Annotated in this window: 11 protein-coding genes; 2 read left to right on the top strand and 9 right to left on the bottom strand. The window is 63.8% G+C overall.

The window, feature by feature from the left end; all coding sequences use genetic code 11:
* Positions 1–12: 12 nt before the first annotated feature.
* The 9 genes from CDV44_RS13000 to CDV44_RS13040 form a co-directional block, all read right to left on the bottom strand.
* Positions 13–954 carry an ABC transporter permease gene (locus tag CDV44_RS13000; protein ID WP_087688387.1) on the bottom strand — a complete coding sequence of 314 codons (942 nt, stop codon included), beginning with the start codon at positions 952–954 and terminating at the stop codon, positions 13–15.
* 4 nt (positions 955–958) lie between these two features.
* Entirely contained in the window at positions 959–2605 is a 1647-nt protein-coding gene (locus tag CDV44_RS13005) for an ABC transporter substrate-binding protein (protein WP_170935973.1), read from the bottom strand.
* A gap of 77 nt (positions 2606–2682) precedes the next feature.
* Entirely contained in the window at positions 2683–3804 is a 1122-nt protein-coding gene (locus CDV44_RS13010; protein WP_087688389.1) for a C45 family peptidase, read from the bottom strand.
* A 314-nt stretch (positions 3805–4118) separates the two neighbouring features.
* Positions 4119–5255 carry a porin gene (locus CDV44_RS13015; RefSeq protein ID WP_170935974.1) on the bottom strand — a complete coding sequence of 379 codons (1137 nt, stop codon included), beginning with the start codon at positions 5253–5255 and terminating at the stop codon, positions 4119–4121.
* Positions 5256–5397: 142 nt separating this feature from the next.
* Positions 5398–6519 (bottom strand): hypothetical protein, encoded by a 1122-nt coding sequence (locus CDV44_RS13020; protein ID WP_087688391.1) that lies wholly within the window; start codon positions 6517–6519, stop codon positions 5398–5400.
* On the bottom strand, positions 6509–7828 hold the full coding sequence (locus CDV44_RS13025) for an MFS transporter (RefSeq protein WP_087688392.1): 1320 nt from the start codon (positions 7826–7828) through the stop codon (positions 6509–6511). The genes CDV44_RS13020 and CDV44_RS13025 overlap by 11 nt, the downstream gene beginning before the upstream one ends.
* Positions 7829–7999: 171 nt before the next feature.
* Positions 8000–9166 (bottom strand): DUF5624 domain-containing protein, encoded by a 1167-nt coding sequence (locus CDV44_RS13030; RefSeq protein ID WP_087688393.1) that lies wholly within the window; start codon positions 9164–9166, stop codon positions 8000–8002.
* A gap of 12 nt (positions 9167–9178) precedes the next feature.
* Positions 9179–10066: an amidohydrolase family protein gene (locus tag CDV44_RS13035; protein WP_212677109.1), complete on the bottom strand. Its 888-nt coding sequence runs from the start codon at positions 10064–10066 to the stop codon at positions 9179–9181.
* Positions 10067–10116: 50 nt separating this feature from the next.
* Positions 10117–10905, bottom strand: coding sequence for an HpcH/HpaI aldolase/citrate lyase family protein (locus CDV44_RS13040; RefSeq protein ID WP_087688395.1), 789 nt, complete (start codon positions 10903–10905; stop codon positions 10117–10119).
* 134 nt (positions 10906–11039) lie between these two features.
* Between CDV44_RS13040 and CDV44_RS13045 the strand changes: the two genes are divergently transcribed.
* On the top strand, positions 11040–12002 hold the full coding sequence (locus CDV44_RS13045; RefSeq protein ID WP_087688396.1) for a LysR family transcriptional regulator: 963 nt from the start codon (positions 11040–11042) through the stop codon (positions 12000–12002).
* Between the two features lie 186 nt (positions 12003–12188).
* The gene (locus tag CDV44_RS13050) at positions 12189–14879 is read left to right on the top strand and encodes an autotransporter outer membrane beta-barrel domain-containing protein (protein ID WP_087688397.1); all 2691 of its coding nucleotides are present in this window, start codon (positions 12189–12191) and stop codon (positions 14877–14879) included.
* Positions 14880–14887: the final 8 nt, after the last annotated feature.

Below are 14887 nucleotides of genomic sequence, written 5' to 3' on the forward strand. Positions count from 1 at the left end.
TCAGTGCTTGATTCAGTGCTTAATTCGAGGGTCGAACAGCGGATACAGCAGGTCGACGACCAGATTGATCACGACGTAGATCAGGGCGATCACCAGCAAACAGCCCTGCACGACCGGGTAGTCACGCGCGTAAATGCTCTCCACCAGCAGGCGCCCCATGCCGGGCAGCGTGAAGACGGTTTCGATAACCGCGCCGCCTGCCAGCAAGTGCCCGACCACGAGACCGATCACGGTGAGCGTCGGACCGAACGCGTTGGGCAACGTGTGCCGCACCAGCACGCGGCGCTCGCTCAGGCCCTTGGCACGGGCATGGGCGATGTACTCCAGGCGCAGCACGTCGATGCTGCTCGCCCGGATCATGCGGGTAACGACGGCGATCTCCCCCAGCGCAATGGCAATCACCGGCAGCACGAGATAGCGCAGCGAGCCCCAGCCCGCCTGCGCAAACGTCTGATAGCCGAAGGTAGGCAGCCAGTGCAGCTTCACCCCGAAGATCCAGATGAGCAGAATGCCCGACCAGAAACTCGGGATCGACACGAGCAGCACCGTCGTCATGACGATCGCCAGATCGCTGCGGCGATTCTGCCGCCACGCCGCAAACAGCCCGGCGGGTATCGCAAAGAGGCACGCGACGAACGTCGCGCCGAGCACGATCTTTGCCGTCACCGGAAAGGCTTCCGCGATCAGCGCGCTCACCGGACGATGCCGGGCAATCGACATGCCCAGATCGCCGCGCAGCAGGTGTTCGATCCAGTGCAGATACTGCGCAGGCCAAGGCTCGTCGAGCCCCAGCGAGTGACGCAGATGTGCGAGCAGCGCCGGGTCGTTCAGGTCGCCCAGCATGAGCGTGGCGGGGTCGCCCGGAATGGCGCGAATCATGCCGAACACGAGCAGCGTCACGATAAAGACCGTGGGCACGGACATCGAGATGCGCTTGAAAAGGTACGCCGGCATGCCGTCAGTCCTTCGTCACGTTATAGAAGCGTTTGAGACGGATCGGCCAGCTTGTCACGCCATGCAGGCGAGAACTGACCAGCATCAGATCTGGCGAGTTGTAGAGCACGAGCATGGGCACATCGGCCAGCATGCGCTGGTGCAATTCGCCGAACACGCGCGCTCGCACGCGGTCGTCGGTCTCGCCTGCGATGCTGCGCAACAGGTCCAGCGCCGCCGGGTCTTCCCACTGCACCAGCGCATTGCGCGACTTGTCGCCTAGCACGTCGGCATACATCAACGCCGGGTCGGTGCGCGCCGTGTAGCCGAACGCCATCAGTTGGAAGCGCCCGGCGCGGTAGTCCGCCAGTTGCTTGCCCCACTCCACCACTTGCAGCTTCACATTGATGCCGGCGCGCGCGAGCAGCGATTGCAGATACACGGCCATGGTGAACATGTGCGTGTAGCGGCGATTGGTCTCGAGTGTGATCGGCTGGCCGCGATAGCCCGCTTCGTCGAGCAGGCGCTTCACCTCCGGCAGCGACTTCACGTACCCCATGCGCGTGGCCGGGCTTGCCAGCGCACTCGCGTTCGGCACGAGCGACGGGTTGTAGTCCGAGCGCCCTTCCGTCACAGCATTGGCGATGCCCGGCAAATCGGCGGCCAGCGCAATCGCGCGGCGAATGCGCACATCGGCCAGCAATGGGTCGCGCGACTGAATCAGCAGCATGGCGGGGTCGGCACCCGGCCCGGCCACGACGTGCCATGCCGGATCTTTCGGCGGCACCATTTGCTCGGAGAGATTCATGGCGTCGATCTGGCCCGACATCAGCGCGGACATCTGCGCCGTCTCGTCCGGAATCGTGACGAAGCGCACGTCGGCATGCGCCACCTTGGCACCGGCTGCCCCGTTCGCCGGCTCCGGTCGCGGCCGGTAGGCAGCAAACGGTTTGAGCAACACGTACTGTCCCGGCTGCCAGTCGGCAAACACATAAGGCCCGGTGCCGATGGGCTGCGACCAATGACCCTCGGCATCCACGCTGTCCGGACTGAGTACCGCCAACGGGCAGCGCGGGTCCGCCATGTGATTGAGGAACAAAGCCGACGCGCGATCGAGATCGAACGTGACGGTGTAGCGATCGATGACGTGCACGCCCAGCACCTTGGCGCCCGCGTGACCGTCGTAGGCGCGACGGCAATAGAACCCGGTCGACGGGTTCATGAAGTACTCGTAGCTCCACTTCACGTCGGCCGCCGTCATCGGTTTGCCGTTGTGAAACTGCACGCCGTGACGTAGATGAAACGTGTAGGTCTTGCCGTCGGCGGAGATATCCCACCGGTCGGCAAGCATCGGGCCGATGCTGAGGTCTGCACGTAGCGCCACGAGCGACTCGACGACGTGCGCGAGGATGTTGTCCGTCGCCGTGTTGCGCAACAGGCTGCCCGGCATCGACGTGGGCGTGTCGGAACTGACGGCAAAACGAATCTCGTGACGGGGTGCGGCGGGCTGCGATTGTGGTTGCGATTGCGCCTGCGCCGACGAAGCGCACACCAGCGCCGCTGCCAACGCGAGGCTCGCCGCAAGACCGGCGTGCCAACGCTTGCGGAGTTCGCGCCGACAAGGTGGCCGGGACATCGGAGATAACTGGGAGATCGGGGACATCGGGGACATCGGTTTGTCGTTGTACTGAGGGGACTGTCCGGGCGAAGCGGCGCGCAGGCTCATGCCTAGCGCCCCGCCGCATGCGCTCAGCGCAACCGATATTCGACGAATTCGCGCGATTCGTAGGGCTTGCGCGCGATCCACAGCACACCGTCGGCGGCGTCCATCAACGTGGTGCAAACCGTCGCCGCAATGCTGTCGAAGCTCACCTTTCGCGGCACGCGCAGCACGCCTACGGGGCTGCCGAAGTCATCGGCGAGTACTCCCTTGATGACGGTCCAGTCGATCTTGCCGAAGCGTTCGCGGCCGATGTTCAGGCCTGCGGTCACGCGGCGCTGGCGGTAGATGGAATCGGGGCTCTTGGCCAGACCGAGATCACGCAGCTTGGTGCGGGCCACCGGGCACAGCCAGTGATTGGCATGCACGAGGATGTCGTCAGTCGGCGTGAGCCAGAAAATCTCGTCCGGTGCGCATTCCAGATTCACGGCCTCACCGCGCGCATCGGCCAGCATCAGGTTATTCGACGCATAGCGGCGTGTGTTCCACAGCGCTTTCATGGCGTCGGCAAGACTGGTGGAATCGAGCATGCGGCGGCGAATCAGCGAGAGCGGCGTATTGGCTTCGCTCGCGTTCACATAGTCGCGATCGGACGTCAGGAAGTTGCCGGACAGCGACAGGCCTGCGCTGTTGATGCCGTGGCGGCCAAGCGTACCGGCTTCGGTAAAGACGAGCAGATCGGGGCCGTCGTCGCGGCGCATGCGCAGCACGATGCCGGTATCGGCGCACTCGGCCCGCCAGTCCCAGTTATGCGCATGCAGCAGACGCCCGTTGGTGCTCGCCTGCGGCATGACGATCAGGCCCGTGCAGCCATCGTCGAGCGCCTTGCGCGCTTCGCCGATCTCGTCGTGCCCGTACATCATCTCGGTGCGGCAATTGATGATGACGACGTCTTCGAGCGTGACGTTCGCGCCCTCGGCGATGCCCCGCATTTCCTCCAGATACGTCGCGTCGAAGGCTTCGATGATGGGCACCATCCGACGTGCCAATGCCTGTTGCCGTTCGCTCGACACGCCCCGGCGATCCAGTTGCGTGCGATACAGCGCCAGACTGCGCGCCACGCGCTCGGGCACCTGACGACCGTGTGCAAGGCCCCGTTCGAACGGCGTGCCGCTCACATCGACGAGGGGAAAGGCTTCATTGGCATGCATGGCTTGGCGTATCCGATGGTGAACGTGTGGATGAATGACACGCTGCCATCGTAGAAGGCCAAATAGACCGCGGGAAGCACGGTCCCGGTGATCGGTATCGGAAATTCCGATCACCCCTGCACGACCCCTCGGGTTATCGATCGAATGCGGCACATCGGGCGGCGCCAAGACCCCCGCCGATGGCCGATGCGACGCAATCGCGGCAATTTTGATTAGGGTTTATACCAATCTCAAAGTGCCGTATCGGAAAAACCGATCGCGATTGCACCGTGCCATCAATACGTCATCGTCTGGGACGCATCGACGCCATTCGCTCAGAACGTGTGCCGCATGCCGATGCGCACCGCCGTCGACGACGGCCCCTGCCCGGTGTAGGTCCCCTTCACGAAGGTCGGCGCCGCACCGCCCCCAAGGAACACCGGTGCCGCGCCGCCGCCCGCATACAGCCACGTGGCTTCGACGTAGACGTCGGTGCGCTTGGACAGTGCGTAGTCGGCGAGCCCCGTCACGTTCTGCCACTTCTGCACGCCCATCTTCGAATACCAGTAGCCCGCCATGAACGTCCACGCCGGGCCCCAGCGATAGATCTGATTGGCCTCATAGGTATTCATCACGGTACTCTCGTTGCCGTTGCGAAAGCGCGTGCTGGTGAACAGCAGGCGCGTCGTATTCGGCCCATAGCGGTAGCTGCCGCCCACGCCCCAACTGGCGATGTTGTCCAGCACCGCCGGCCCCGGCGGCAGATCCGGGAAAATTGTCGTCCCCGCCTGCGTGGGCGCATTGACGCCGGAGTTGTGGGTATTGGTATAGGCCGCCCCGAGGCTGAGGCCGTCGTTCGCATACTTCGCGCCGAAGGCAAACACGCGGCCGGTCCCGGCGGAAACATCGGACGACGGCGTGGCGTACAAGCCGCCCACCGTCAGCCCCGCCCAGTTCGGCGACGTGTACTTGATGGCGTTGTTGATGTGCAGCGTGCCCGCCAGATGGTCGAAGTCGCCCGGGTGCCAAGAGTACTGCCCCGCCAACTGCCCCATCGTGAACTGTGTGAGGTTGTCCCAGAAGAAGTCGTACTGCTTGCCGAGCGTCAGCGTGCCCAACGTGTTGTCCTGAAGCCCCAGCCACGCCTGCCGGCTGAACAGCACGCCGGACTGCACCATCGTGCCGGAGTAGAGATTGAAGCCATTCTCGAGGGCGAAGATGACGCGACGTCCGTCGCCCAGATCCTCGGTGCCACGCAGGCCCCAACGGTTGGCCTGAATCGCGCCGTCGTTCGCCACGAAGGTGCCATGGCCGTTCAGGTTGCTGAAGTACGTGAGGCCGGCATCGATGATCCCGTACAACTGCACCGAGCTTTGCGCCTCGGCGGGAGCGGCAACGGCCAGCAAGGCCGGGGTCAACAGAACAGCAAGCAGCGAAGCGAGCGGCGTACGGCGTGCAGCAAGGCGAGTCATGAGGTTTGTCTCCATATGTATTTTTTTAGGCAAAACGAAGCCGTCACCCTCTGGCGGGGCGAGACGGGAACAGCAGGGACTACGGAATCTTCAGAAGTCGGGGCAGGCGTCGGCTATTGCATCGGCCACCGGCCCGCGTGGGTCATCCGGAAAACCGGTAGACGACGGAATCGACCCGAAAGCGCACGTCGGCGTCGAGACTGTTGGTTACGACCACATAGCGCTCGCCATCGATGTCGAATGTCGATGCATCGGTACCGCCGGACGTGTCGATCCATGCGAGCGCATCGAAGCCGTCGCCACGCCATTGCCACAACACCGATTGCTGGACAGGCTCGGGGGCCTTCGGTGTGCCGGTGATGAAACGCACTTGCAACAGATAACGCGGCGCGCCGGGACGGCTGGCAGGTATCTCGCAAAGCTCGCGGCCACCCGCGCCGTCGAGCGTCTGCGTCGCGATGAATTGGACACCGTCGAAACGGTACAGCGTTGTGTGGCTGAGCAGATTGGCGTGGACGAGCCACAGCGTCTGGCCGTCGACGAAGAAATGGAAAGCGCGTCCGCCCGGCTCATCAAAGGTTTGAAGCATCTCGAACTGGCTGCCGTTCCAGCGAAAGATGCGCGATCCACTGACGTGATCGGCGTAAGCCACATAGTGTTTGCCGGCATGCGCGATGTGCGCCCAGTTGTAGCCCCATCGGCCACCGGTCACCTGAAACGGTTCGAAGCGCTCGCCATTCCATGCGAACACGCAGGACTGATCGGGGTGCCGGGCTACCGGCCCCTCCACCGTGACGCCTTGCGCGAGGCCAAGAAAGTGCCGTCCGTCGATCTCGAAGTGGCGCCACTGTTTGCCTGCGAAGACTTCGAATCGCTGGTGCTCACGCCATTCGCCATGAAGACGCTCGTACAGCACGGCATGCGTATTCAGATCGTACGGCCCGCTTCCGGTGCGAATGCCCACGCAGGCGAGGAATTCCCGCGTGCCGATAGTGAAGTGCTCGACGTCTTCGCCACCGGGCAGTGACAGGCGCTCGGCGAGTGTGAAAGCGCCCGCGCCCTCCCCCGCTTTTGCTCCAGCCTCCCAGCGGTAGAACAGTGCATCGACGTTACTGTCGCCGCCGTTCATATAGGGCACTTCGCCCGCCACGTCCTTCGACATCTGCGCAATCGCCAGCCAGCGCTCGCCATCGCGGGTGAATGTCGCCACGGCTCTCGCAGCGCTGGTCGGCAGCGTCTGCACCGGGGTGAAATTAACGGCCATGATTCACTTCTCCGTGCGGCACTTGTGCGCCGTAGGTATCGGGGTGTCGTTCATGCCCTTCCGCCTGAGGCGGCGTGCGCCAGCGGGCAACGCTCACGCCAAGGGCACCGATGACGGCCAGACAGGCAGCGAAAACGAAGAGTTGCGGCAACGGCATCTGGCGGGCAATCAACCAGCCACCGACGGTCGGTCCGATGATCGAGCCGAGACGCCCGATGGCCATCGTCGCGCCGACCCCGGCGGCACGCACGTCCGTCGGGAACAGACGGCTGGCAATCGCCGGGAACGTCAGTTGGCCACCGACCAGACACGCCCCGACTGCGAAGAGCATCCCGAACGTGGCATGCCCCACGCCGATGAGATTGCCGAGCACCACGGTCAGCACGGCACCGCCGATGAAAGAGCACGCCACGGGCACGAACGGCCCGGCCCGCGTTACGACCGTCGAGAGCAGCAGCGCGCCGACAATCGCCCCAATGTTGAGCGTGACCGCGCCCATCGCTGCACGGTCGGGCGCTACGCCGTTCAGGTGCAACAGCGTCGGCATGAAGCTCACGAGAAAGCCCGACAGAATCATCGTCGCGAGCACACCGACCCACAGCGCCGATGCCGCGACACCACGTCCGTCGGCGAATACGCGCGGCAACATGCCACGGCGTTGCAGGACGGCCCCCGGGCGTTCGCCTTTGTGGGCACCGGCAGGCGCCGTGGCGGGCAGCACCCAGAGCACCGGAAGGATGACGAGCAGCGCAAACGCCCCGCCCATCTGAAACACGAACGGCCAGCCGAAGCGCATCATCAGCACGGCCGAAATCGCGCCGCCCACGACGGCACCCAGCGGAAAGCCGATGAACATCAGGATGACGAGTGCCGAGCGGCGGCGCACCGGTGCGCTTTCTGCCGTGATGGCCGTCACCGGCGGAATCGCACCGCCCATACCCAGACCGCCGAGCAGGCGAAGGATCGACAATTCCGTGGCCGAGGTGGCCCACGCGCACGCCAGCGTGAATACACCGGTCATGATCAACGCGGCCACCAACGTCGGGCGGCGTCCGAAGCGGTCGGCGAGCGGCCCTGCGATGAGCGAGCCGACGACCGTGCCGATAAAGCCCGCGCCGAAGACCCGCCCCAGCGAGGCCGGGTCGATATTCAACGACTTGGACAGCAACGGCGCGACGAAGCTGAGCATCAGCGTGTCGAAGCCGTCGATCATCGAGACGGCGAAGCACACCAGCGTAATGGCGACGATCCGTCGTACGGGTAGCGCAGCAGAGACACTGGGTGTCCCCTCGTTCTGCATCAGATTCATGGTTGTCTCCTGATAGGGCTATTTGATGTCGTGTTCAAACCGTCTTGAAGCGGTCCCCCGGACGATGAACGGTGCAGCGCCCCTGCTGCCCGTTTCTCGTTTGTTGCTTCATTTCCTGCCTCGTCCGTGGTTGTCTCTGCGGATCAATCAGTTCATACGTCTGTGCGTGATTTAGCGAATTCGCGTCGGGTAATTCACATGCGTAAAGCCGGGGATGACCGCGCGCGACGGGTCGTTATCGCAACGGGCCAACTCGTCGACGATGTAGTCGGCCACGCAGTTGGATAGGAGTTGCGCCGGGTCTTCCATGATGCGGCGCAGCCGTGCCGCCATGACCTTGCGGTCCTGTGCGTCGGCCAGCGGCGGCATGGCTTCGTCAGGCGACGGCGCGAACGAAAATCCGGGCGCTTCCGGAAACATCTTGCGGGCAACTTCAATGCTGGCGCGTGTGTTGTGCCACAACTCGCGGTAGCCCGCCTCAAGGGATTTAAGGTCATCCGCAGTGCCGAGATTCGCCACGGAAAAGCCCGGGGCGTGCGGCGCAACCAGCAGGCGCTCCGGCGGCAGTTGTTCGCGTGAAGCCCGCCAGATGAGATGGCACATGTTGTTCGACGACCATGTCGCCCCCGCCGTCGGACGGCCCGACCGCCCCGAGACGATGACCATGGCGCGCGTCCAGTCGATCGATTGCGCGCGCAGCCAGTTGCCGATGCGATAGACGATGTCCAGATACGCCAGACCGAAGGTCGCAAACATCACGTCGTTCATCGGCACCGGCAAGTCGCTGCCCGGCGCGGCCTCAAAGTAGTCTGCGACGAGGCGGTCGAAGTCCAGCCGCGACGGGTTGGCCAGTGCTTGCGTGAGCCAGCGAATGGAAACGCCGCACGTGTAGTCGATCAGATCGACCAGCCGGGCTTCGTTGCCGCGCAGACTCTGCACCGCAACGGCGTCGCGCCAGTGCGCCAGGGTATTGGCCTCGCGCACGTGTCCGGCATGCTCGATCAGTCGCTTCGCTTCGGCGCGCCATGCGGCCGCTTCGCTGTCGCCCTGCCCTTCGTCGTCCAATTCGCGCAACCGGGCGAGATAGGCCAGCGCCAGCGGCAGATGCGAGACCGCCGTCAGTTCGATGAATCCCCGTGTCGACTTGCGAAAACTCTCGATCTGGGCGGGTGCGCCAGCGCCCGGAAACAGCGCAATATCCGAGCCGGTCGAGACCAGCAGCGGCAGTGCCGCGTCGCGTGCCGACATCGTCTTCGCCAGCCGGTTGCCGAGACTATTCGGGTCGGCGGTGAAGGCGTGAAACAGCCCGGCGAAGGCGGAATGAGGTTGGTAGCTCATGAACGAACTCGATCAGAAATCGTAGAGGCGGGCCGGATTATCGACGAGGATCCGGCGACGCGTCACGGCGTCTGTCGTCCAGTCGCCCAACAGGTTCAGCAATTCACCGGTATCGCGTTCGCCCATCGGGATGTGCGGCCAGTCCGATCCCCAGATGACCTTGTCCGGGGCCGTCTCGATGATCGCCTTCGCCATCGGCGCGACCGACGACAGCGGGCGCCCCTTGGCGACGCGATACGGTGCCGACAGCTTGAGCGTGCAGTTGCCATCCTTCAGCAGTTGAAGCAGGCGCGTGAAGTCATCGCTCGTGAGCCCGTCTTCCTGCGTCATGTAGCCCATGTGGTCGATCACGAACGGCGTACGCACGTCAGTCAAAAACGGAATCAGGTTTCGCACGATCGGACCCGGCGCATAGAACTGGAGATGCCAGCCGAGGCTTTCGCACAGCGACGCCATGCGGGTGATGTAGGCCTGAATTTCTTGCGTGGGTTGTTCCGCACGGGAGAACAGGTCGAGCCGGATGGCCCGCACGTTGGCGCGATGCCAGGCGTCTAGCGTGGCGGCGGGCAGCCCCTCGTCGATCATGACGACGCCGCGTGCGGCATCGCCCGCCTTGGCCAAGGCGTCGAGCAGGCAACGATTGTCCGTGCCGTAGAAGCTCGGCTGGACGATGGCGAAGCGGCGAATCGAAAGCGCGTCCATCACCTCGCGGTACTTGTCGAGCCCGCCATCGGGCAAGGTGTACTGCGGATTGCCCACGCTCGGATACTGCGAGAGCGGCTCGAACACGTGCATGTGCGCATCGCAGGCGTTCTCGGGCATGTCGAATGCGGGGCGGGTCAGCGAGCTTGCGGCGCGCATCGGGGTAGAGGTCAGCTGGCCGGCGTATTGGGTTGCCATGTGAGTGGGTTCTGTGGAGTTGGCAAAAAGGAATTTGATGAAGCTAATGCTCAGGCGGGCGTCAGCGCGGTGCGATCGGCCGCCACGCGACGCCGCATCGCATCGAGAAACAGGTCGCCGTCGATGCCGCTGAAAACGAACGGCGCAGCGCCGTCGGCGCGCAGTTGCGTCAGGGCTTCGCCTTCCGGCATGCCGCCGACGATGGCGATCTTGCCTTGAGCGCGCACGGCGGCCACGACTTGGCGGCAGGCGGCCAGCACGTCGGGATGGGTCGGATTTCCGGTATGCCCGAGGTCGGCAGACAGATCGTTGCAGCCGAGAGCCACGATGTCGACGCCGGGCACTGCCGCGATTTCTGCTGCATTTTCTACGCCTGCGCGGCTTTCGATCAGCAGCTTCACGGCCGTCACGGCATTCACGCGGCGATTCATTTCCGCGGCCGGCAATTTCTCGTAGCCGACGAACGGCAGCGTGGCCAGTTGGGAGCGCTGACCGTGCGGGGCAAAGCGGCTCGCGGTGACGATTTCGCGGGCCTGTTCGGCGGACTCGATACGGGCGGCGATGATGCCCAGTGCGCCGCCGTCGAGCACGCGGTTGATCATGCCGTAGTCGCGTTCCGGCACGCGCACCCAAGGCATCACGCCGAGATCGACCGCGCACAGGCAAAGCTGCGAGACGGTGTCGACCGGCATCGGGCTGTGTTCCATGTCGATCCATACCGTGTCGTAACCGGCGGCGCGCGCCCAGCGCACGACGTCGGGTGAGCGTGCGGCGCGCATGCCCAGTGCGAATACGGGTTGACCGGCGCGCAGGCGCGCCATGAGTTCGGTACTTTCCATGCTGTCTCCGAAGCCCTTGGGGCTTGGTCTCGTTCGAGTGGTTTCGTGACAGTATGGCCCCGGCAATCGATTTCATTTATTCTTTGAAATCACGTTAATGATTTGCAAATCAAATCAATGAAAGGCACCGGGCAATGATGAATATTCGGCATCTGGAGTACTTTGCGGTGCTGGCGGAGGAGTTGCATTTCCGGCGCAGTGCCGAGCGGCTGGGGATCACGCAGGCCCCGCTGAGCCTGGCGATTCAGGCGCTTGAAGAATCGTTGGGGGCGCGTCTGTTTCACCGCACCCGGCGCTCGGTCTCGCTGACCGAGGCGGGCATTGCGTTAGCGGCACAGGCACCGGCGATCCTCGCGCATATCGAACATGCGCGTGAGTCGGTGTGGCAGACCGTGAGCGGAGAAGTGGGACGGTTGCGCGTGGGGTTCACGAACGCGTCGTCGCTGTCGCCCGTGTTTCCGCAATTGATTCACGCCTATCGCAAGCAGCGGCCGAAGGTGCAGGTTCAGTTGCACGAGTTGCCGTCGTCGCGACAGCTTGATGCGCTGGAAGCGCGCGAAATCGACGTCGCGTTGTTGCGTCTCGATGCGCAGCAACCGGCGCCGTCGTCGTTGGTGCTGACGCCGTTGGTCGTCGAGCCGCTGGTGTTGGCGATGCATGCCGGACATCCGTTGGCGAAGGCCGCCAAGGTGCGGATTGCCGATTTGCGCGACGAGGCGTTCATCGCGTATCCGCGCTCGGCGGGCGTGGTGATGTTCGCGCAGATTCATGCGCTGTGCGCGAAACGCGGGTTCGAACCGAAGATCGTGCAAGAGGCTCAGCAGGCTTCGACGCTGATCGGGCTTACGGCAACCGGCCTTGGCGTGACCATCGTTCCCGCATCGCTGAACGCCATCGCGGTACCCGGCGTCGTGTTTCGCGATTTCGCGGACACGGACACGACGACAACCCTGTACATCGGCCACCGCTACGGCGACGCAAACTCACGCGTCAAGTTGTTCGTGGAGTTGGCGGGGACGTTGCGGGAGCAAGACGGCGGCGAGTCGGCGACAGCCGGGAAGAAAGTGCCGGCGAGGAAGCGCAAGGTGGGTGGGTGAGGACGTTTTCAGCGAAGTTTGAGTGGCTAAATACTTCAAGACAGCATCGGCATCAAGGCAAAAATCAAGGTAAAAACCACCTGTGACACGGACACAACAGGATATTGAAATTGGTGCGCCTACGGCATAAATTTCAGCCACGGGGACTTCTTCTTCAATAAAGAAAATTGTCCTGGGAGCGTGCCTATGAATGCCACGGCGCTTGCAAACCGTACCTGCCCTGCCCCCTTAAAACCGCTGCTCTTTGCCATTCCGCTTTGCACGCTCGGCACCGCCCATGCCGCATGCGACAATCTGAACCCGTCAAGCAATACCACGGTCACCTGCACCGGAAGCGGTGGCGCGGTCCTCGCGCAGAGCGGCAGCACCAACGTTACCGTCAACGTCACGCCGGGAAGCACCGTTTCCCTGATTCGTGGCACCCCCAATCTCGCCATCATCACTGTCGACTCCGCCAGCACGATTTCCAACGCCGGCGCGCTCAGCCTGTCCGGCTCCTCGTCGACAGGACGTGGCGCAGCGATGCTGGGCCAGAACAACGGCAACACCCTCGTCAATACGGCAACCGGCACCATTACGACCAGCGGTGCCAACAACGACGCCATGGCGCTGAACGGCAACAACGGGTCGATCACGAACAACGGAACGATCACGCTCTCGGGCCCCAACAGCTATGGCATGACAGCGTCGTGGGGCCAATCGACATCGCTCGGACAATTCACGACGTTCCTGAACACCGGGACCATCACCGCCACCGGCTCAGGCAGTCGCGCAATGAGCTCGACGGGCGGGCAGAGCACGCTGACCAATACCGGCACGCTGATCACCACGGGCGGCACGCCCTCCAGCCGGTCGTTCACCGTCTTCATGCAGGGCAACAACATCACGTTCACCAACAGCGGCTATGTCGAGGCACGAGGTATCAACAGCGACGCCGTGGTGTCGAATACCGGCGCGGGTTTCACCGGCACCATTGTCAATCAGGCGGGCGGACAGATCATCAGCCAGCAGGGTTACGGCGTGCGCACCGTGAATGGCACGATCTCGATCACCAATGCCGGCCTGATCCAGAGCAACGTCGGGACCGCCATTTTCATGAACCCGGCGGCCCGCTCGAACACATTGACGTTGCAAACCGGCTCGCAGATCGTCGGCACCGCAGATGGGGGCGCGAGCGCCGTGAGTACGCTGGTGTTGCAAGGCACGGGGACAGCTAGTAATCCGTTCATCAATTTCGGCACCCTGCTCGCGCAAGGCGACAACTGGACGTGGAGCGGCAGCGGCAATTTCAACAACGCCCAGATGCAAAGCGGCATCTTCAACCTGACAGGTACGTTGGGTGGCGTGACGACGACGGTCGCGTCGGGCGCTACCCTCACGGGCACCGGCACGCTGACCGGCAACGTCACGAATCTGGGCACCGTTCATCCCGGCGACGGCTCGGGCAACGGCACGCTGACCATTGCCGGCAACTACACCGGTCAAGGCGGCAAGCTTCTCGTCGACTCGGTGCTGGGCAACGACAGTTCACGTGTTGCACCGCTCACGGTGAGTGGCGGCACGATCGGCGGCAGTACCACCGTTGCCATCAACAATCTCGGCGGCCTCGGCGCGCTCACGACAGGCAATGGCATTCCCGTCGTGCAGGCCGTCGGCGGCACCACGTCCTCAGGCTCGGCGTTTTCGCTGGGTGCGCCCGTCAGCGCGGGGGCCTACACGTACTTTCTTTACAAGGGCGGCACCACCGCCAACAGCACCAACAGTTGGTATCTGCGCTCGACGGTCCCGACGCCTGAGGAAGTTGTCGTGACCACCATCGATCCGGTCACGGGAGAACCGGAAACCGAAGTCGTACCGCCCCCGACGGCGGCGATCGGCACCCCACCGACCGCGACGCTCCAGCCTGGTGATGATCCTCTGCCCATCTATCGGATCGAAGTTCCGGTCTATTCGATGATGCCGGAGTTAGGCAGAACCGCAGGCTTCGCCCAGTTGGCGACATTCCACGAGCGGCAGGGCCAGCAGGGATTGCTCGACGAGCGTGGGTGGTTGACCGATGGCTGGGCCCGGGTCTGGGGGCAAACCGAGCAGCTACGCGCGAAAGGCGACGTGACGCCTCAGTTCGACGGCAATATCGGCGGCATCCAAATCGGACACGACCTCTTCGCCGGACGCAGCGACACGGGTCATGCCGATCACGTCGGTGTGCTCGGCGGATGGACTCGCGCGTCGGGCGATGTTCAGGGGCTGGCGCTGGGCATGCCCGACACCCACGCGGGCACATTGGCGCTGGACATGTACAGCGCGGGTCTTTACTGGACGCACGTCATGCCGGGCGGTGCGTATACCGACGCCGTGGTCCTCGCGTCCGCGATGCAGTTTCAATCGAAGCCGATCAGCGGGCTGAACCAGAGCGTTCACGGCAAAGGGCTGGCGGCCTCCCTCGAAACCGGATGGCCGATTGCGCTGACCGAAACGTTGGCGCTCGAACCGCAGGCGCAAATCGTCTGGCAGCGTCAGGCGATCGACGATTTCAACGATGGGATTTCGAGCGTTGGATTCAACAATGTGAATAGCTGGCTGGCCCGCATCGGGGCACGGCTGGAGGCAAATTACGACGGTGCGCGGGGTCTGTTGCGGCCGTATTTGTTATTCAATTTGCTGCACGCATTCGGCAACGACGGCCGCGTTCTCTTTGGCGGCACGACGCCAGTCGTGACGAGCGCCAACAGCACGGCGGCGCAATTCGGGATCGGCGTGGCAGGCCGCTTCAATAAAGCCGCGAGCGTCTACGCCACCCTTGCCTACCTGACACAACTCGACGCGACGAGACAGCAGTCGGTGTCCGCCACGCTGGGTCTGCGCTGGACGTGGTGAGGCAAAGG

This window comes from Pandoraea sp. PE-S2R-1 (assembly GCF_002179865.1).
Lineage (GTDB): Bacteria > Pseudomonadota > Gammaproteobacteria > Burkholderiales > Burkholderiaceae > Pandoraea.